The 18,457-nt window shown below is 60.1% G+C and carries 13 protein-coding genes, 1 tRNA gene and 1 riboswitch; of the genes, 3 read left to right on the top strand and 11 right to left on the bottom strand.

The window, feature by feature from the left end:
• Window positions 1-18 precede the first annotated feature (18 nt).
• The 10 genes from KIG99_RS14685 to KIG99_RS14640 all read right to left on the bottom strand — a co-directional run bounded on the left by KIG99_RS14685 (window position 19) and on the right by KIG99_RS14640 (window position 14,732).
• Complete coding sequence (locus KIG99_RS14685; RefSeq protein ID WP_226460823.1) at window positions 19-2,067, bottom strand: ATP-binding protein; 2,049 nt, start codon at window positions 2,065-2,067, stop codon at window positions 19-21.
• Between the two features lie 2 nt (window positions 2,068-2,069).
• Entirely contained in the window at window positions 2,070-4,313 is a 2,244-nt protein-coding gene (locus tag KIG99_RS14680; protein WP_226460822.1) for an ATPase, T2SS/T4P/T4SS family, read from the bottom strand.
• A complete protein-coding gene (locus KIG99_RS14675) occupies window positions 4,310-5,515 on the bottom strand; it encodes a sensor histidine kinase (RefSeq protein ID WP_226460821.1) in 1,206 nt (401 codons plus the stop codon). Before KIG99_RS14675 ends, KIG99_RS14680 begins: the two co-directional genes overlap by 4 nt.
• Window positions 5,512-6,156 (bottom strand): GTP-binding protein, encoded by a 645-nt coding sequence (locus KIG99_RS14670; RefSeq protein WP_226460820.1) that lies wholly within the window; start codon window positions 6,154-6,156, stop codon window positions 5,512-5,514. The genes KIG99_RS14675 and KIG99_RS14670 overlap by 4 nt, the downstream gene beginning before the upstream one ends.
• Window positions 6,157-6,159: 3 nt before the next feature.
• Entirely contained in the window at window positions 6,160-6,726 is a 567-nt protein-coding gene (locus tag KIG99_RS14665; RefSeq protein WP_226460819.1) for a response regulator, read from the bottom strand.
• A complete protein-coding gene (locus KIG99_RS14660) occupies window positions 6,723-8,039 on the bottom strand; it encodes an HD domain-containing phosphohydrolase (RefSeq protein WP_226460818.1) in 1,317 nt (438 codons plus the stop codon). Before KIG99_RS14660 ends, KIG99_RS14665 begins: the two co-directional genes overlap by 4 nt.
• Entirely contained in the window at window positions 8,036-10,672 is a 2,637-nt protein-coding gene (locus tag KIG99_RS14655) for a PAS domain S-box protein (RefSeq protein WP_226460817.1), read from the bottom strand. Before KIG99_RS14655 ends, KIG99_RS14660 begins: the two co-directional genes overlap by 4 nt.
• Window positions 10,673-10,717: 45 nt before the next feature.
• Entirely contained in the window at window positions 10,718-13,702 is a 2,985-nt protein-coding gene (locus tag KIG99_RS14650; protein ID WP_226460816.1) for an EAL domain-containing protein, read from the bottom strand.
• 187 nt (window positions 13,703-13,889) lie between these two features.
• Window positions 13,890-13,965, bottom strand: a tRNA-Met gene (locus tag KIG99_RS14645).
• A gap of 68 nt (window positions 13,966-14,033) precedes the next feature.
• Window positions 14,034-14,732: a nucleotide-binding protein gene (locus tag KIG99_RS14640; RefSeq protein WP_226460815.1), complete on the bottom strand. Its 699-nt coding sequence runs from the start codon at window positions 14,730-14,732 to the stop codon at window positions 14,034-14,036.
• 15 nt (window positions 14,733-14,747) lie between these two features.
• Between KIG99_RS14640 and KIG99_RS14635 the strand changes: the two genes are divergently transcribed.
• A complete protein-coding gene (locus KIG99_RS14635; protein WP_226460814.1) occupies window positions 14,748-15,563 on the top strand; it encodes an IclR family transcriptional regulator in 816 nt (271 codons plus the stop codon).
• A 28-nt stretch (window positions 15,564-15,591) separates the two neighbouring features.
• Window positions 15,592-16,437, top strand: coding sequence for a glycosyltransferase family 9 protein (locus tag KIG99_RS14630; protein WP_226460813.1), 846 nt, complete (start codon window positions 15,592-15,594; stop codon window positions 16,435-16,437).
• A gap of 1 nt (window position 16,438) precedes the next feature.
• On the opposite strand, the gene KIG99_RS14625 is transcribed toward KIG99_RS14630, so the two are convergent.
• On the bottom strand, window positions 16,439-17,212 hold the full coding sequence (locus KIG99_RS14625; RefSeq protein ID WP_226460812.1) for an FkbM family methyltransferase: 774 nt from the start codon (window positions 17,210-17,212) through the stop codon (window positions 16,439-16,441).
• A gap of 231 nt (window positions 17,213-17,443) precedes the next feature.
• On the opposite strand from KIG99_RS14625, the gene KIG99_RS14620 reads away from it, so the two are divergent.
• Window positions 17,444-18,256 (top strand): FkbM family methyltransferase, encoded by an 813-nt coding sequence (locus tag KIG99_RS14620; RefSeq protein ID WP_226460811.1) that lies wholly within the window; start codon window positions 17,444-17,446, stop codon window positions 18,254-18,256.
• A gap of 52 nt (window positions 18,257-18,308) precedes the next feature.
• Window positions 18,309-18,387, top strand: a riboswitch (cyclic di-GMP riboswitch).
• Window positions 18,388-18,457 lie beyond the last annotated feature (70 nt).

Genomic DNA, 18,457 nt, shown 5'->3' with positions numbered 1-18,457 from the left:
ACGCAGGCGGGCGCAAGCCTAAGCGGCAATCTCCGCCGGCATGCGTTGCGGCAGCCAGAGCCGGAAAGTGGTGCCCTGCCCCGGCTCGCTGCTCACATCGATACGCCCGCCGTGCTTCTTGACGATGATGTCGTAGGAGATCGACAAACCCAGGCCGGTGCCCTGGCCCACCGGCTTGGTGGTGTAGAAGGGCTCGAAGATGCGCTTCACGGTTTCCGGACTCATGCCCTTGCCGGTGTCGGCAAACTCGAACCAGACGTAGCCGTTTTCCAGCCCGGAGCGCAGCGTGATGCTGCCGCGCTGCTCGATGGCCTGCGCCGCGTTGACCAGCAGGTTCATGAAGACCTGGTTGATCTGCGCCGGCACACATTCGATCTCGGGAATGTCGCCGAGCTCGCGCACCACTTCTGCCTTGTACTTGATTTCGTTCCAGACGACATTCAGGGTGCTTTCCAGCGCATCGTTGAGATTGGCGAGCTGGTGCTCGGCCTGGTCAACGCGGGAGAAATCCTTGAGATCCTGGACGATCTTGGTCACCCGGTTGAGGCCGTCCTGCGACTCGAGCAGCAGTGACGGCAGATCCTCGCGCAGGAACTCGAGATCAGCCTTCTGCTGCGCCGCCTCAAGCATTTTGCGGTCGCCGCCGGCGTCGACCGCCTGGTAGGCATCAATCACCGAGAACAGATTGCCGACATAGTTTTTCAGCGTCCCGAGATTGGAATTGACGAAACCGACCGGGTTGTTGATTTCGTGCGCCACCCCTGCCGCCAGCTGACCAATGGCGGCCATCTTCTCGGATTGCAGCAATTGCTGCTGCGCTTCCTCGACCTTGGCAAGCAGCATTTCGAGCTCTTCCCGGTCCTTCTCGAGCGCGCCGTTGGCCGCAGCCAGTTGCCTGGTTCGCTCGACGACCAGTTCCTCCAGATGATTCTGGTATTGCAGCAGGTTTTCTTCGGCACGATGCCGCTCGGTGACATCCTGCAGGGTTTCGATGGCACCGATACTCTGCCCCTCGGCGTTGTAAAGCGGGGCTGCCGTGTAAAACAGCCAGCGCCCCTGCTCGCCAAGATGCGGAAAGAATGCCTCGCCTTCGAATGCGCCGGCAACGATGGCAGAACGCCGAAAGCCGTTCTGATAGTACGAGAGGAATTGCTCGTCAAAACCGCCATCGATAATCAGGTCGGCCATCAGCGGTCGACGCTCCGGATAGAAGGCTTGCCAGTGCTCGCTCGTTCCCACCATGTCAGCCGCCAGCAAACCGCTGATCGCAGCACAGGCCTTGTTCCAGTGCGTGATCCGGTGATTGGCATCGATCACGAAGGTTGGCACCGGGTCGCCATCGATGATCTGCGACAGCAATTGTGCCATGTTGCGCTTCGAAGCTTCAGCCCGCTTGTGCTCGGATTCGAGCAGCTTCTTCTGGGTCAACTCGACCTGCTTCATGGCCAGTTGCAGGCGCCCCTGTTCGACCAGCAGTTGCTGGTTGCTCTGCGACAGGGCTTCCGTGCGTGCCGCCACCTGTGCCTCGAGCGTCGCATTGGCCTGCTGCAACTCATCGTTGCGCGCCGCGATCAGGCGGAACATCGTGTTCATGCCGGCCAGCAGGCTGGCCATCGCCGGATCGGCAACCTTGCCTTTTTCTTCCTCGAAAGCCTGAGCCGGGGAGACGCCAGCCCGGATCTTGCGGATCTGGCGCGCCATCGACTGGTCCATGCCAAGAATATGGTGCGCCAACCAACTGCTCAGAAAACGCAGCAGGAATTCCTGATCGCCGGAGGGCATTTCGCGCATCTTGACCACCTGCTGGCCAAAATCGGCATGCACATTGTGATGAATCTCGGCAAAGCGCGGATCGCAGCCGGCACTTTCCATCAGTTCTTCTTCGTGCTGGAAATGCGTGACGGCGTAACCGACCAGTTGCACCAGCACCTTGTCGATCTCTTCTGCCGGGGTCGACGTCGTTTGATGCTCGATCAGCCAGTTGACCAGGCTGACCAGCCCCTGGTGCTCGGCATCGACTACCGACTCGCCGGTGACAAAACTCTCGTTCCAGACAAAAATATCCATGTTCAATCCTCTCCCGCCTGCGGCCCGAGGACGCGCAGGATTTCTTCAAGCGTGGTAGCACCGGCCGTGACACGCTCAACGGCATGATGGGCAATACTGCGCAGACCCTTCTGGCGAACCAGGCGACGAATTTCCAGCACGCTGGCGCCGCTACCGATCCGGTCGCGCAAGTCGTCGTCCAGGGTCAGGACTTCGTAAATACCGACTCGCCCCTTGTAACCACTACCGTGACAGGCCGGGCATCCCTTGCCGCGCGCCGTACTGACCAGATCACGGAAGGCCCGCCCGAGACGGGCTTTCAGCAAGGGATTGGCGACTTCTTCCTGGCTGCACTCCGGACAAACCCGGCGCACCAGGCGCTGGGCAATGATACCTTCGAGCGCAGTCGCCACCACGTAAGGCTTGAGGCCGAGGTCGAACAGGCGGGCAATGGTCGCAATCGCCGAATTGGTGTGCAGCGTCGAATAGACGAGGTGACCGGTCAACGCTGCATGGAAGGCCACTTCCGCGGTTTCAATATCGCGGATTTCGCCCAGCAGCACGACATCCGGGTCCTGGCGCAACAGGGCGCGCAGGATGGTCGGGAAGTTCAGACCGATTTTTTCGCGCACCAGCACCTGGCCGGCCATGTCGAGGTAGTACTCGACCGGGTCCTCGATCGTCACGTAGTTCTTTTCCGGCGTCGCATCATGCTGCAGCAGCGAGTAGAGCGTCGTCGTCTTGCCGCTGCCGGTCGGGCCGGTGGCGAGGATGATGCCCTGCGGCCGGGCGACCATATCGGTGACGCGCGGCAGGTCGACCGGTGAGAAGCCGAGTTTGTCGAGACCATGCACCGAGGAATTGCGGTCGAGAATGCGCATGACGATCTTTTCGCCGTTGATCGTCGGCAGCGTCGAGATGCGCAGATCGACCATGCGCAGCGGCGTCTTGACCGTGATGCGGCCATCCTGCGGCCGCCGGCGCTCCGAGATGTCGAGCTCGGACATGATCTTCAGACGCGAGACCAGCGACTGGTGCAACTGGTGCGGAATGTTGATCTTGTCGGCCAGCACGCCGTCGATGCGGTAGCGCACGACAACGCTCTTGGTGCGCGGCTGGATGTGGATGTCGGAAGCACCGAGCCGGATCGCCTCGAGAATGATCGCGTTGGCGATGCGAATGGCCGGCGGCGACTCGGTGTCGCGCAGCAATTCTTCGAGCGGTGCGACGTCGTCGTCCTCGATGACGATTTCGATCCCCTCGTAGGGGTCGGGCGAGGAAACCAGGGTCTCCAGCTCCTTGAAATCGACACCGCCATCGCCGCTGTAAAGCTCCTCGATTTTCTTGCGAATGGCGGCGACGTCGGCCATCACCACCTTGAGGTCAAGACCGGCGGTAAACCGCACCTCGTCGATCAGGCCCTCGTCGAGCGGATCGGCCATCGCCAGCAGCAGGCGCTTGCCATCGAGGCGGAGCGGCACCACCAGTTGGCGGCAGCAGAAGCTGTGCGGGATCAGCTCGGCCAGCATTCGTTCGATGCGGAACTCGGGCAGTTGCACCTCCTCGATCTGCATGTCCTTCCGGAGCAAGTCGCGGATATTGCGCTCGGCAACCCAGTCCTTTTCAAGGAGCAGGCTGATCAGCGGTTCCTTGCGGCGCTCCTGGAGCAGGGTCAGTTCCTGCAACTGGCTGTCGGTGAGCAGGTTCTTCTTGTGCAGCATGATGCCGAGCCGGCTGCGGTGTGTTGCAGCGAGCCGCGACAGGGCCGAGATTTCCTTGGCTTTCTGCGCGTTCTCGCTCTTCAGCTGCCGATTGCGCGCCATCAGGTCGAACTGTTCGAGGGCGAGCGCGACGGTGACGCGCAGGTCGTCGTCGTTCCACGGCTTGAGGATGAACTTGTACACCGCACCGTCGTTGATCGCGCCCATCACCGCGTCGGTGTTGGCATGCCCGGTCAGCATGATGCGGATGGTGTCCGGCGAGCGCTGCTTCACTTCACGCAGGAACTGCGCGCCGTCCATGCCCGGCATCATGAAGTCGCTGATCACCAGCTGGAAAGCGCCTTCGGCCAAACGCGCCAGCCCCTCGTTGCCGTTGCCCGCGATCACCACTTCGTAGTTTTCCTGGCGGAAGACGCGGGCCAGTGCCTTGACGATGCCCGGCTCGTCATCGACCAGCAGCAAGCGATATTTCGGTGCCGTCAGATGACTGGCCGGCGCCTGCGGGGCGGCTGTCTGGCCGGTAAAAAGAGCGCTGTAATCGGTCATGGGACCAGCGGAAAAAAGACGGTGACGGTCGTACCGAGACCCGGCGTGCTGCTCAGCTCGATGCGGCCACTATGAGCAAGGACGATATTGCGGGCGGTAGACAGGCCGAGTCCGGCCCCGGCCCCGACCTGGCGCGTCGTATAGAAAGGCTCGAAGGCATGCTCGCACTGCTCGGCGCTCATTCCCTGGCCATTGTCGACAACGCGGATTTCGATACCGCCGGCGACGACGCCGCTGCTCACCCGTACCTCACCGCTGCGCCCGGCATCCTGGATGGCCTGTACGGCGTTGCGCACGATGTTGAAGAACAACTGGTTGAGATGGCCGGGCAGACAGACCAGCCGAGGCAAGGGAGTCAGCGCCAGGGTGAGCTCGACGCCGGCCGGCAACTGGCTGCGCGTGACGCTGGCGACATGCTGCAGGGACTCGTTGAGATCGGCGAACTCTTCGGTCGCCCGGTCGACGTTGGAAAAACTCTTCAAATCACTGACGATGCGGGCGATGCGTTCGATGCCGCGGGCACTGTCGGCAAGCAGATCGGCAGCGTCTTCGAGGATGAAATCGAGATCGAGTTCGCGCCAGGCGGGGCTATTGGGCGGCAAGGTTTTTTGCAGCGCGGCAAAACGTTCGAGATACGTCTTGAAAGTCGACAGGTTGCTACCGATGAAGCCAAGCGGGTTGTTGATCTCGTGCGCCATCCCGGCTGCAAGCTGGCCGACCGAGGCCAGCTTTTCTGCCTGATAGAGCATCTGCTGCCGCTCTTCGAGTTGGGCAACCTGGTGCTGGACACGCGCCTCCAGTTCTTCCGAGAGTTTGCGATAACGCGCCTCGGATTCGAGCAGGCGGGCATGTTCGCGCTTGAGACTGGCAAAATCCTCAGCCACCGCTTCGAGATGCAGGGCGGAGGCCATCTTGAACCGAACCTCGGCGCGCAGCACGCCAAGCAGCAGGTCACGCGCGGCCAGCAGGCGCTCGGGCGCGGCGTTGGCGCTGGCAAGAAAACCGATCGGTTCAAGTTCAAGCGTCAGCGGCACGCGCCGCATTTCACCAGGCGGCACACCCCACAACAGCTCACCCGCGGCATCGAGCAGCGCCAGATCGGCGCCGAGCAAACCGGCCAGCGCCGGACCGAGCCGGGCCAGGGCCGCCGCATCGAGCAACTCGGCCAATCGCCATTCACGATCGAAGCCGGCCTCGCTCATCCTTGCCCCAGTGCCCCGGCGATGAATTTTGCCTCGTCCAGACCGTGGACCGTTGCCAGTTCATGTGCTTCAGCCTGGCGCCGGTAGAGCGCCGACAACATGGCGGCAAAACAGGCTTCGACCCCTTCGCCACGCAACGCCGAAGCAAAGACCAGCGGCCACGGCGCCGCCGCCCAGCGCTCGCGCAACTCGCCCTCGGGCACCGCATCGGGCAGATCGCGCTTGTTGAACTGGACGATCAGCGGCAAATTTTCGAAATCGAGTCCGACCCGATGGCAGTTTTCGCTCAGGCTCTGGAAGGACTCGGCATTGTTGGTTTCCTGGGCGCGCGCCGAATCGGCGACGAACACGACGCCGTCGGCACGTGACAACACGGCCTTGCGCGTCCCGTCGTGCGCGATCTGGCCCGGCACGGTAAACAGCCGGAATTTGAGCAAAAGCCCGGAGGGCGCACGAAAGCCGAGCGGCAGCAGGTCGAAGAACAAGGTCCGGTCGTCCTTGGTCTCCATGCTCATCATCTCGCCCTTCAATTCGGGCGCCAGCAGATCGTGCAGACGCAGCAGATTGGTTGTCTTGCCACTCTGCGCCGGGCCGTAATAGACCAGCTTGAAGGAAAGGCTGTTGCCTTCGCGCTCGGCCATGACTCAGCCCTTGGGCTGGAACTCCGGGTCGAGCAGCACGGAACCGTCCGGGCCCCAATTGACTTCGGTGATACCCGGCTCGATCGCCTCGAGACGTTGCGCTTCGAGTTCTTCCGGCGTCGTGTCGCCCATTTCCAGGCGGACCAGATTGGCCAACTGGCGGTTCTCGAGCAGCAGTTCACGGTGCGCCAGGGCCTGGCCGATCGCCGACATCAGCTCGTAGTCGTTCCACGGCTTGGCAATGAAGCGCTCGATACCGACCTCGTTGACCGCCCGCAGCAGCGCGTTGAGATCGGCATAGCCGGACAGGATCAGGCGCGCCGCATCGGGCTGCACCGCCTTGGCGGCCTTGAGGAACTCGATGCCATCCATCAGCGGCATGCGGTAATCGCTGACGAACAGGTCGTATTCTTCGTGGCGAGCACTTTCCAGCGCTGCGGCCGGCGTATTGAAGGCATGCACTTCCAGCTTGAAGGTCTGGTTGCCGTAGGCACACGGCGCAACACGCAGCAAACGCTGCAGTGACTTGAGAATGGAATCCTCGTCATCTACGAGCAGGATACGGCTCATTTTTCCTCCTGGCGGATATAGAGGGTCAGGTTCTGCTGTTCGGCCTGTTCCAGCTTGACCAACTGACCGATGATGTCGCTCGTCAGCGGACTGCCCTTGGCGAGCAGCAGATAACCATCGCGGTGCGCCAGATCGCGGCTGAGCACCATGCCCGGCTTGAGATGCATGCTGCGCAAAGGCACTTCGCTCGGCCCGCCCTTCTGGTTTTCGGAAATCAGCTTGACGAAGGCGTCGACCGCTGCGGGATCGTAACGCTTGCCGCGATTGTCGATCAGGAAGGCGAGCGCCTCTTCCTGGCGCAACGGGCGCTGGACCAGCGTGCCCATCTGCAGCGCATCATAATCATTGACCAGGGCCAGAATGCGAGCCCCCTGCGGAATGCTGATGCCGGCCAGACGCTCGGGGAAGCCGCTGCCATCGAAACATTCGTGGTGATGTTTGACGAGAATCGCGACATCCTTGAACTTGTCGATCGCCATCAGGATGTTCTGACCAATCTGCGGATGCTTCATGACCTGCGCCCGCTGCTCCTGGCTCAGTGTGTTGAAGGGTTTGCCGAGCAGTTCGTCGGGCAGGCCGAGCTTGCCGATATCGTGCAGCAGACCGGCCAGCATGATGCTTTGCGCCTCGGTGTCGCTCAATCCCATGCGCTGCGCCAGGCTGCGCGACATTTCGGCAACCCGCCGGCCATGCCCGGCGAGACGCCCCCCGCCCGGCCCGTTACGCAGTTCGGCAAGACCGGCAAAGACTTGGACGCTGGTCAGGAAGGATTTTTTCAGCTCGCCATGCGCCTGCTCGACGAAAGTCAGCGCCTGGCGCAGTTCGGCCGTACGTTCGGCAACCTTTTGCTCGAGACTGGCGTTGAGCGATTTCAGCTCTTCATTCTGGACCTGGGTCAGCGCCGTCAGCCGGCGATTCTCTGCCTCCAGCTGCTGCCGCTCAAGGGCTTCCCTGACGGTCTTGACGATTTCCAGATCGTCCCAGGGCTTGGCAATGTAGCGATAGATCTCGCCGTCGTTGATCGCGGCAATCGTCGAGGTCACGTCGGCGTAGCCGGTGAGCAGGATGCGCATGGTGTGCGGCCAGCGGGCGCGCACCTGCTTGAGAAAAGTGGCGCCATCCATTTCCGGCATGCGCATGTCGGAAATGATCAGATCGACCGTCTCGGTTTCGAGCAGGGCAAGACCGGCGGCACCGCCTTCGGCAACCAGGATGCGATAGCCGTGCGGCCGGAACAGGCGGCGCAGGGCAGAAAGAATGCTCGGCTCGTCATCGACGAAGAGCAGGGTCGCGGGGGTGAGCGCTTCGCTCATGTCGGAGTCTCCGTATTGTTACCGGCACTTTCGCCGTTTTTCGGTGCAATGGGAAGAATGACACGGAAGGTCGTGCCGACACCGAGTTCGCTCGCCACCTCGATCCGCCCGTGATGGCGGTCAACAATGCCGTAAGAAAGGGAAAGCCCGAGCCCGGTCCCCTTGCCGACCGGCTTGGTCGTGAAGAAGGGTTCGAAAACGCGCGACAGGTATTCCGGCGCGATCCCCTTGCCGGTGTCGACAATTTCGATACAGACTTCATGTTCTCCGTACATGGCCGTACGCAAGGTAATGCTGCCTTCCTTTTCGATGGCGTGTCCGGCGTTGACCAGCAGGTTCATGAACACCTGGTTGAGCTGCGAGATCAGGCAATACACCACCGGAATGTCGCCATACTCCTTGATTACCTTGCACTTGTACTTGAGTTCGTTCCAGACGATGTTCAGCGTCGAATCGAGCCCCTGGTGCAGATCGGCCCATTGCCACTCCTGTTCGCTGACATGCGAGAAATTCTTCAGGTCCTGGACGATCTTGCGGACCCGGGTCAGGCCATCCTTCGATTCAGCCATCAACTGCACGGTGTCTTCGCGGATGAAGGCAAAATCGCATGCTTCCTTGAGGCTCTCGATTCGAGCCAGATCAGGAAATCCATCCCCCAGATCACGCGCGGCCTTGTCATAGGTATCGATAATCGCCATGACGTCACGCAGATAGCACTCCAGTGTCCCGAGATTGGAATGCACAAAACCGATCGGATTGTTCAACTCGTGCGCAATGCCCGCTGCCAGTTGGCCGACCGAAGCCATCTTTTCCGACTGCAGCAACTGGTTATGAGCTTCTTCCAGGCGTTTGTTGAGGACGCGCTGCGCGGCCAGATTGTCGGCCAGCTCCTTTTCCTGCCGCTTGTGGCTGGTAACGTCGGACAGGACGCCGTCGTAGAACTCGACATTACCAGCGGCATCACGCTGTACATTGGTTCGATCGGCGACCCAGAGAACCTCGCCGGAGGCCGTCAGCAAGCGGTATTCCAGATCGAAATAATCACGCCCTTCGGCGGAGTACCGGATGAGCTCATCGACCACCCGCGTCAAATCGTCCGGATGCACCATATCGGCAAAACCCGGCTGGCCAGCCATCAAATCTTCGACCGAGTAGCCCCAGTGCGTTACGTTGTCGGAAACGAAGACCACCGGCCACCCGGCGCTGGCCTGCCTGCGAAAACAGACGGCGTGACTGGCATTCACCACCTGCGTGGCAATTTTCAGCGCCCGTTCGGCCCGCCGTTGATCGACAATGCGCCAGACCTCATTGCTGATCAACTGGATCGACTCGACATCGGTTTCGGTGTAAAACGCTTCCTTGTTGGCGACGCCGGTCACCATCCGGACTCGCCCATTCTCGACCACCGGCAGGCTGACCAGCCGTACCAGACTGGAATGCCCGGCGGGAAGACCGTGTTTGTTCGGGGCGCCGGCGTAGTCGTTGATGACAACCGGCACTTTCTGGCGCACCGCATCAGCCCAGATGCCTGCCTGGCTCAACGGATCGTGGTTGTCGCAAGCTCCCGTGCCGCATTGTTCCGGGGTCTGGCTGGACCTGGCGACCAACTCGATGCCTTCACCGTCGTCATTGACGAAATACATGAAGGCAATCTGGCTGGCCGTGATTTCCTCGATCTGCTGCAAGGCGTATTGCATGAACTCACGCTCGCCAAACTGACTGCTCCGGCGCGGCAACTCAAGCAAGACTTCAGCCCGCTGCGCCTGCAGGTCGAGCATGGCTGCTGCCTCGCGCCGCGCCGTAATATCGGAGGCAACACCGTCCCAGACAATCTCGCCGGAAGACAGCCGGCGCGGCCGGGAACGCATGAGCAGCCAGCCCCACTCCCCATCGGCCCGGCGCACCCGCAGTTCCATCGAGAAGTCACTGAGTGTACGTATGCTCTCCATTTCCGCGGCTCGCCACTCGGGCAGCATCGCCGGATCGACATATTGGAGAATCAGATAGGGATCGTTGAGCAGCTCATCCGGTTCGAGGCCGTGGATTGAACGGGCGCCGGAACTGGCATACGTAAAACGAATATCACCATCCGGCGTCTTCGTGCACTGGTAAAGATAGCTATCGGGCAGGTTGTCACCAAGGTGGCGCAAACGCTCCTCGCTGCTGCGCAAGGCCTTCTCGGCAGCAAGTCGGGCCGTAATGTCCTCGATGATGATCAGGAGATAATCAACCTTGCCGTCGTCCCGGCGCACCGCCTGAACCGTGATGAAGGTGTCGATCACCTTGCCATCGGCCCTGATGTAGCGCTTCTCGAACTCATGACCATTGGTTTCGCCGCTCAGCACACGCTCGAACGCAAGCTCGCTGGCCTGCAGATCGTCCGGATGCGTCAGATCTGTCCAGGTCATTTTCAGCAAGGCTTCCTGAGCGTAGCCAAAAATATGGCATAGCGCCGGGTTGACCACCTGCCAGTGGCGGTCAACGCCGACCACCGCCATGCCGACCATCGCCCGCTCGAAATAGATGCGGAAGCGGGTTTCTGCCTCGGCATCGCATGACTTTCTGCGGCTCATCTGCCACACCATGCCGGCTGCCACCACGACCAGTACTGCAAACAATACGAAATCAGGCATGGAGCTCACCCGGCATCCATTTTCCAAGGGCATCAATCCTGCACATCACTCGCCATCTCCCGCCAGATGCGCCGTTTGCTTGGCCAGACGAAAAGCTTCGCGGATCTGCTCGCGCAGTTGATCGTCATCCCAAGGCTTGGTCAGGAACTTGTAGATCGCGCCGCGATTGATGGCGCCGGTCACCGACTCGAGATCGGTGTAGCCGGTCAACACCAGACGCACCGTATTCGGATAAAGCTGGCGCACCCGCGAAAGAAACTCGGTACCCGACATTTCCGGCATGCGCTGATCGGAAACCACCACCTGCACCGGATGCTTGGCCAGCAACTCGAAAGCCTCCAGCGGCGAGGCTGCCGTCAGGATGGTGTAGCCCTCGCGCCGCAACAGGCGGGACAACGAACTCAGGATATTCGGCTCGTCATCGACCAGCAGGATGCTTTGCACCGCTTCGCGTGGCTGTTCGGCCAGCGACAATCGCTTGTTGCCGAGCAGCAGGGGGGCAAATTCATCCGGCGGCAAGGGCTTGCTGAACAGGAAGCCCTGCATGGCATCACAGCGGCGGCCACGCAGGAAACTCGCCTGCGCTTCGGTTTCGACGCCTTCGGCAAGCACCGACAGATTGAGACTGCGCGCCATGACAATCGCCGCCGTGGCAATCGCCGCATTGACCGGATTCTCGGTGATATCGCGGACAAAACTCTGATCAATCTTGATCTTGTCGAAAGGAAAGCGCGAGATATAGGCAAGCGAAGAATAGCCCGTACCAAAATCATCGAGCGACAGCTTGACGCCGAGCGACTTGAGCTTGCAGCAGATCAGAACGGCCTCTTCCAGGTCATCGACAAAAGCACTCTCGGTGATTTCCAGCTCCAGCGCGCCGGCAGCCAGCCCACTGTCAGCCAGCGCGCTGGCTAGCGTCGCAGTCAGATTGGCCTGGCGAAACTGCCGCGTAGACAGGTTGACCGCCACGCGCAAGGGCATCAGCCCGAGATCGAGCCAGGCCTTGGTTTGCCGGCAGGCGCTGCGCAACACCCATTCACCGATCGGAATGATCAGGCCGGTTTCTTCGGCAATCGGGATGAACTCGACGGGAGAAACATGCCCGAACTGCGGACTGTGCCAGCGCAGCAAAGCCTCCATGCCGAGCATCTGACCGCTCTCCAGGCTGATCTGCGGCTGGTAATGCACACTCAGTTCGTTGCGGTTGAGTGCTTCGCGCAGGCCGTTCTCCAGCGCCAGGCGCCGCGCCGCATCGGCATCCATTTGCGGCGAATAAAAACGGAAAGTATTGCGACCGCCCTGTTTGGCTCGGTGCAGGGCCGCATCGGCGCATTTGAGCAGGCTTTCACCATCGGTGCCATCCTTCGGATACACGGCAATGCCGATACTGGCGGTGATCACAGTTGCATCGCCGGCGATCACAAAAGGTACCGCAATGGCTTCAAGCATGCGCTGCGCCAGCGCCAGGGCATCACGCTCCTGGCCCAGGTTGGCCATGACGAAACCGAATTCGTTACCGCCCCGCCGGCCAACCGTGTCCCCTTCTCGCACCTGCAACTGCAGGCGGCGAGCGACCTCGACCAAGACTTCGTCACCACACGGCGGCCCGAAAGTATCATTGACCAGACGCAGGCGGTCGAGATCAAGCAGGATGACCGCCGCACCGCGCTCGAAACGATGCGCGGTAAGCAGCGCCTGCCCGAGACGATCGGCAAACAGGTTGCGATTGGGCAAGGCGGTCAAGGTGTCATAGCTGGCGAGATACTGGATACGTTCAGCCGCCGACTTGCGCTCGGACAAGTCGCTGAATGCCCCGACATAATTGGCCACGGCACCTGAGCCATCGCGTACACAGGAAATGTTCAACCACTCGCTGACCAGCGAGCCATCCTTGCGCCGATTGGTAATTTCACCCTGCCAGTTGTCACAGGTATTGAGCGTTTCCCACATTTCCCGGTAAAAGGCGGCATTGTGCACCCCGGACTTGAGGAGTTTTGGCGTACGCCCGATAACCTCCTCCGAGGTATAGCCCGTCACCTGACTGAATGCCTCATTGGCAAGCAGGATGCGCTGATCGGGATCGGTAATGCAGATCCCGTCGCTGACCCCGTTAAACACCGCCCCTATCAGCTGGTGTTCGGCTTCGGCGGCTTTGCGCGGACTGATATCGAGCATGGTCCCGATGGTGTTCAGCGGTGTGCCGTCCGGCGCGTGATGAATGGCCCGACTGCGCGTTTCCACCCAGAGCCAGTAACCATCATGATGCCGCAACCGGAATTCGGCAACATCGACATGCTCGCGGCCCAGTTTGGAACCGGCGAGCAAACGCTGCACGACCGGACGATCCTCCGGATAGACCAAATCGAGAAAGCCGGCAAAATTGCCCGGACCCTCCTCGCAACCCAGTAACTGGCAGAGAGCCTCATTCCATTGCACCTTGTTCTGGGCTGCTTCATGATCCCAAATCCCGAAACCGGCAGCTTCAAAAGCCAGCTGGAGACGGGTTGAAAGCTGTGAGTTTTCAGCTATTCGCCGGTCGACCTCGATTTCAAGCCAGTTTTTCTGGCTGGCAAGCAAGCGCTTGGCACGATGCAACTCCAGTTGGGCACGAATACGAGCAATCAGAATAGGCAGTTTGACCGGCTTGGTGATGAAGTCGGCGGCGCCCATCTGCAAGCCGCGCTCCTCATCTTCCATGCCATCCAGTGCGGTGATGAAAATCACCGGAATATCCCTGGTCTCGGGACTCTTGCGCAACTCGGCAAGAACGCTGTAGCCGTCCATCCCCGGCATCATGATGTCGAGCAGGATCAGATCCGGCAGCGGCACCAGTCGGGCGCGCTGCAAGGCCACCGGACCACAGTCCGCAACACGTACGTCGGCCCCTTCGCTACGCACCATCTCGGCCAGCACGGCAACATTGACCGGCACATCGTCAACGACCAGAATCAGCGGCTTCTGGCCGTCGACCGTCAGCAGGCGCTTGCCCACCGTACTATCGTCCGGGATTTTATTTTCTGTATGGGACATCACCAAGTCTCCCTCTAGCTCTGGTGACTAGTGTCGCTCTGCATCAGGCGCTGTGTCCAGACAAAGATGCCGTGCCGAGGACACTCAGCGTCCCTCGCACCTCCTGCATTTTGTCTCGTTTCCTTGCGATGGCCAAAAACAAAAAAGGACCAACGCTGTTAAGCAGTTGATCCTTCGTTGAATTTCTTGGTTGCGGGGGCAGGACTTGAACCTGCGACCTTCGGGTTATGAGCCCGACGAGCTGCCAACTGCTCCACCCCGCGTCCGTCAGAGGTGCGCATTATCCGGACGAAGCCCACCTCTGTCAATCGAATTCGTCATTTGGTGCTATTTATTTCGCCAACCACTCCAGCAACGGCCCCCATTGCTCGACATCACGCTTGTGTTTGGCGCGCGGCGGATCGAAGACAGTTTGGCCGGCAGCGGCCACATTGACGTAGTTCTGGGTGTTTCTGAGATAGGCGACAATGGGGATATCGAAGTGCTTGAGAAACTCTTCCAGCATGCCGGCCGCCTTGGTGCGCGGGTCGACCCGCATCGCAACAATGCCGACCTTGCTGCGCGCGCTGCGCATTTCATTGCGGATGGAAACCAGGAAGTCCTCGGTCGCAGCCATATCGAACACGGAAGGCACCAGCGGCACGATGACCTTGTCGACGACACGCAGGTAATCCGAGAGCTTGAAGCCCTGCAACCCGGCCGGCGCATCCATGACCACCCAGTCAGCCTCCTTGGGCAGGTTGAGGACAATCTGGTTGCCACCGAAATAGCCCGTTACCGGAGGCAACACCGGATCGCGGAAAGCCATCCAGCGCAACGCGGATTGCTGGCGGTCAAGATCGCACAACGTGGTTTTCTTCCCCTGATTGGCAAAATGGCCTGCCAGATTGGTTGCCAGAGTCGTCTTGCCGGCCCCGCCTTTTGGATTTGCCACCAGAACTGCACGCATATCACCTCCCTTAATATTTGTGGGGTGATTATATTCGGGCACCGCAAGGACGTCATAGATGCATAGAATGTAGCCTTTCAATAAACAGCAGTCACCATGGCCACAAAAATCGCGGATGATCGTCAGGGCATCCAGTCCATCGAAGTCGGATTCCGTTTACTGGACGTTCTGGCCAGCACCAACCGTCCGATGATGTTGCGTGACATTGCCAAGGGCGCCGGCATGCCGGCCGCCAAGGCACACCGCTATATGGTCAGCTTTTTGCGCATCGGCATCGTCGAACAGGAAATCAGCAGCGGCCGCTACGATCTCGGCGCCTATGCGCTCAACCTCGGCCTATCCGGCCTGGGCCGTCTCGATCCGGTCCGGCTATCCGGGCCGATCCTCGATGCGCTCTGTGAAGACATCCAGGAAACCGTCGCACTGGCGGTCTGGGGCAACCATGGCCCGACCATCGTCCGGATCGTCGATGCCGGCGCTCCGATCACCATCACGCTGCGCGCCGGAACGGTTCTATCGCTCGCCAAGTCAGCCAGCGGACGCGCCTTCTCGGCCTTTTACCGTTCGCCCTTCCTGAAAAAAATGCTCGACGAGGAACTGCGGGAAGCTGCCGAGAGCAGCGACACCGCGATCACCACGCTGCGCCGCCAACTCGAGAAAACGCTGACCGAGATCCGTACTCGCGGCATTTCCCGCGCCACCGGCAGCCTGACCCCGGGCATCAATGGCTTCAGTGCGCCGGTGTATGACCACAGTGGCACCATGGTTGCGGCCATTACTTCACTGGGCGCCGTCGGCGAATTCAACGTCGAGTGGGACAGCCCACTGGTCAAGACCATCCTGGCCGCGGCCAAGGCACTGTCAGAACGCCTTGGTTATCGTCCGAATGCGGACACGCTGACCGCCTCCTAACAGCAAGAATTTACTTCTGCAGGCGAGCATGCAAGACCCCCAAGCCGCATCGAGAACCATCCTGCTGCCCGCCAGGCAGATGGAGACAACGCTGCGCATCGGCGATCTCGCAGCCACGATGATCTACGCCCAATACATGGCGATGTGGGAAGGGAAAATTGTCGACTTCCCCTATCTTGAGCCCAGCCATCGGGAACTCCATCTGGATCGCCTGTTTCCGCACGTCATCCATCAGTTCCGCACGCAAGGCGAGGCAGATACGCCTATCCATGACCCCGGCCCGCTCTGGATTGTCGTGCCCGAACTGGTCGCGGCCCATGGCGGTCAACTGCTGCCACGCCCCCGTTTTGAGTCTTCCCTGTATAGCGGCCCGGCACTGCCGGATGCGCCATTTGCTGTTTTTTCGACCCTGTTCAACCCGCCCTATAACCAGAGCCGCGGCATGTCGCCTGCCCTGGTCAACCAACTGCTGCAAGGCCTCGCGAAAAAGCTGGGCCAGCAACTCTGGGTCATTACCGACACCCCGGACCTGATCGACGCTCCGGACGGCGTCTTCGTCGTTCCCCGCAGCAACACTTACGACCTGCTTTACATCATCAATGCAGCCACGGCATTCATCGGCGGCGACACCGGCTTTTCGCATTTTGCCGGCCTGTCACGCGTACCACTGATCATCTCGCTGTACGGCAACAACAGCTACGGCGTGACCAGCGAATATGGCGAAGCATGGGCCGGTCGCATCTGGAACAGCCTGCCCTGCACGGACAGCGCAACCACCGAGCACCACATCCATCTGATGCAGAACAACCAGTTGATTGGCCTGCAACGCTTCGCCATCGAAAAGGCCGTTTTCCGGATGCTCGCAGCCCGCTAGCCTATTCGGCAACCCAGCGCGGCAACTGATGCGAGATCTTGATGCTGCCGCCTTGCGGCAGACAAAGGAAATTGCCCCCCATGACGAACACTTCGTACTGGCGTTGCTCGAAGAAAGCGGCAAGTTTCTGCTTGTCGGATTTCAACCATTCGATCAGCACCAGGGGCCGATTGCGCTCTATCGTTTCGACCGCGCCGGCCAGGGCCATTTCTTCCATCCCCTCGATGTCGACTTTCATGATGCCCACTTTTTCGAAGTGGAAATCATCGATCCGCACCAGCTTGACCCGGTCGCCGCTACTCTCACCCTGCGGCTGACCGATGAACTCCTGCTGTTTGCCGCCAAACTCGACGCTGCCAAAATTGGAAACCCGACGGTAGTCAAAAGCCGGAATGTCTATTTCGCCACTTTCCGCGCCCACCGCGTTATGGTGAACATGGGCATTTTCCATGCTATTGAGCGCAACGCTGCCGCACACCATGTAAGCCAGCACCCGCTGCGCCTCGAACGAATGCACCACTCCCTTGCGCGGCGCCAGCGCCTTGGCCAGAGCCAGCGTATAAACCCCGAAATTGGCTCCGACATCAAGACAGATCGAGCCCTCCGGCAACAGCTTCGCCACCTTCACCAGCAGGTCGATCTCGGCGTAATCCAGGCCGAAGGGATTCTTGACCAGCGCATTGGTCTGGTTCAGGTCATAGCGATTGACCAGGATCTGTCCATAAGCCGTCGGCAAACAGATCGTGTAAGGAATTTCTGCAATGGCGGAAAGCATGTCGTTACGGTCCATGATCAAAGTAGGGGCGATGCCGGAGTTTAAACCGTGCGGCACTTCCCGCAAGCGGAAGCGGCACACCGGATTCAATGCCCGGAAATTTCGCGGTAGTATCCAGCGCTACGAAGCAAACAGGGAAAATAACTCTTTTCCTGGCGTCGACCGTTCGGAAGCGGTCACATTGCACCCCATGCCTTTTCCAACCTCCTCACCAACACGACCGCCGACACCATGACCTCCATCAAGCGCCCAGCCCCCTTTGTTCTCGTATCGACAGACCATGGCAGCATGATCGTGAACCGCAACGACTACCGCATGGTCGGCGAAAACCAGGCCTATGGCGTCGGCTTCCAGTTGCTCAACAACTCGAATTTCGACCCGGTGGAAGTCGGCGTTGCGCTAAACATCCTCAAGGCCCGCCGCGAATTCTTCGGCGATGGCGTCGTCGCCATCGATGCTGGCGCCAACCTTGGCGTGCATACCCTCGAATGGTCCAAGACCATGCATGGCTGGGGACGCGTGACCGCCATCGAAGCACAGGAACGCGTCTTCTATGCACTGGCCGGCAACATCGCGATTAACAACTGCCTCAACGCCTCTGCCATTCATGCCGCCCTCGGCGCCGAACATGGCACGCTGGACATTCCGGTACCTGACTACCTGAAGCCTGGCAGTTTCGGCAGTCTCGAACTGAAAAAACGCGAACGTACGGAATTCATTGGCCAGACCATCGACTATTCACCGGAAAACTGCTTCAACGTCCGCCTTGTTCCACTTGACGCACTCGAAACCGGCCGGGTCGATTTCATCAAGATCGACGTCGAAGGCATGGAACTCGAAGTACTGGAAGGCGCTCGCCAGATCATCGAACGCTGCCGGCCGGCGATGATGATCGAAGCCATCAAGACCGATCAGACTGCACTTTTCGAATTACTGACCAACTACGGCTACCGCGTCTACAAACACCACCTGAATTTCATCGCCATCCACAGCACGGACCGCTCCGACAGCTTCCTGAAAGTCAGCAACAACACCCCGTCTTGACATTTCCTTACATTTCGAATACAAGGAAAGCGTTTTCGGAAAGCAAGAAAACTCATTAAATCGGCAAACTGCAGGCAACTGCAGGACGCAAAGCCTCAGGTCCTGATTGACAGGATGGCTGGGTTGCACTGGAGCAAACTCGCTTCAGTTTCCCACCCCCATTCCCTCAAAACAAAGATCAGGCACGCCGTTTCAGTGCGG

Source organism: Quatrionicoccus australiensis, from assembly GCF_020510425.1.
Classification (GTDB): Bacteria; Pseudomonadota; Gammaproteobacteria; order Burkholderiales; family Rhodocyclaceae; genus Azonexus; species Azonexus australiensis_A.
This window is presented reverse-complemented; position numbering and strand designations above follow the sequence as displayed.

Excerpts from the sequence above, each read along its gene's own strand:
- KIG99_RS14685 (WP_226460823.1), bottom strand. The coding sequence starts at position 2,067 with ATGGATATTTTTGTCTGGAACGAGAGTTTTGTCACCGGCGAGTCGGTA.
- KIG99_RS14680 (WP_226460822.1), bottom strand. The coding sequence starts at position 4,313 with ATGACCGATTACAGCGCTCTTTTTACCGGCCAGACAGCCGCCCCGCAG.
- KIG99_RS14675 (WP_226460821.1), bottom strand. The coding sequence starts at position 5,515 with ATGAGCGAGGCCGGCTTCGATCGTGAATGGCGATTGGCCGAGTTGCTC.
- KIG99_RS14670 (WP_226460820.1), bottom strand. The coding sequence starts at position 6,156 with ATGGCCGAGCGCGAAGGCAACAGCCTTTCCTTCAAGCTGGTCTATTAC.
- KIG99_RS14665 (WP_226460819.1), bottom strand. The coding sequence starts at position 6,726 with ATGAGCCGTATCCTGCTCGTAGATGACGAGGATTCCATTCTCAAGTCA.
- KIG99_RS14660 (WP_226460818.1), bottom strand. The coding sequence starts at position 8,039 with ATGAGCGAAGCGCTCACCCCCGCGACCCTGCTCTTCGTCGATGACGAG.
- KIG99_RS14655 (WP_226460817.1), bottom strand. The coding sequence starts at position 10,672 with ATGCCTGATTTCGTATTGTTTGCAGTACTGGTCGTGGTGGCAGCCGGC.
- KIG99_RS14650 (WP_226460816.1), bottom strand. The coding sequence starts at position 13,702 with ATGTCCCATACAGAAAATAAAATCCCGGACGATAGTACGGTGGGCAAG.
- KIG99_RS14635 (WP_226460814.1), top strand. The coding sequence starts at position 14,748 with ATGGCCACAAAAATCGCGGATGATCGTCAGGGCATCCAGTCCATCGAA.
- KIG99_RS14630 (WP_226460813.1), top strand. The coding sequence starts at position 15,592 with ATGCAAGACCCCCAAGCCGCATCGAGAACCATCCTGCTGCCCGCCAGG.
- KIG99_RS14625 (WP_226460812.1), bottom strand. The coding sequence starts at position 17,212 with ATGCTTTCCGCCATTGCAGAAATTCCTTACACGATCTGTTTGCCGACG.
- KIG99_RS14620 (WP_226460811.1), top strand. The coding sequence starts at position 17,444 with ATGACCTCCATCAAGCGCCCAGCCCCCTTTGTTCTCGTATCGACAGAC.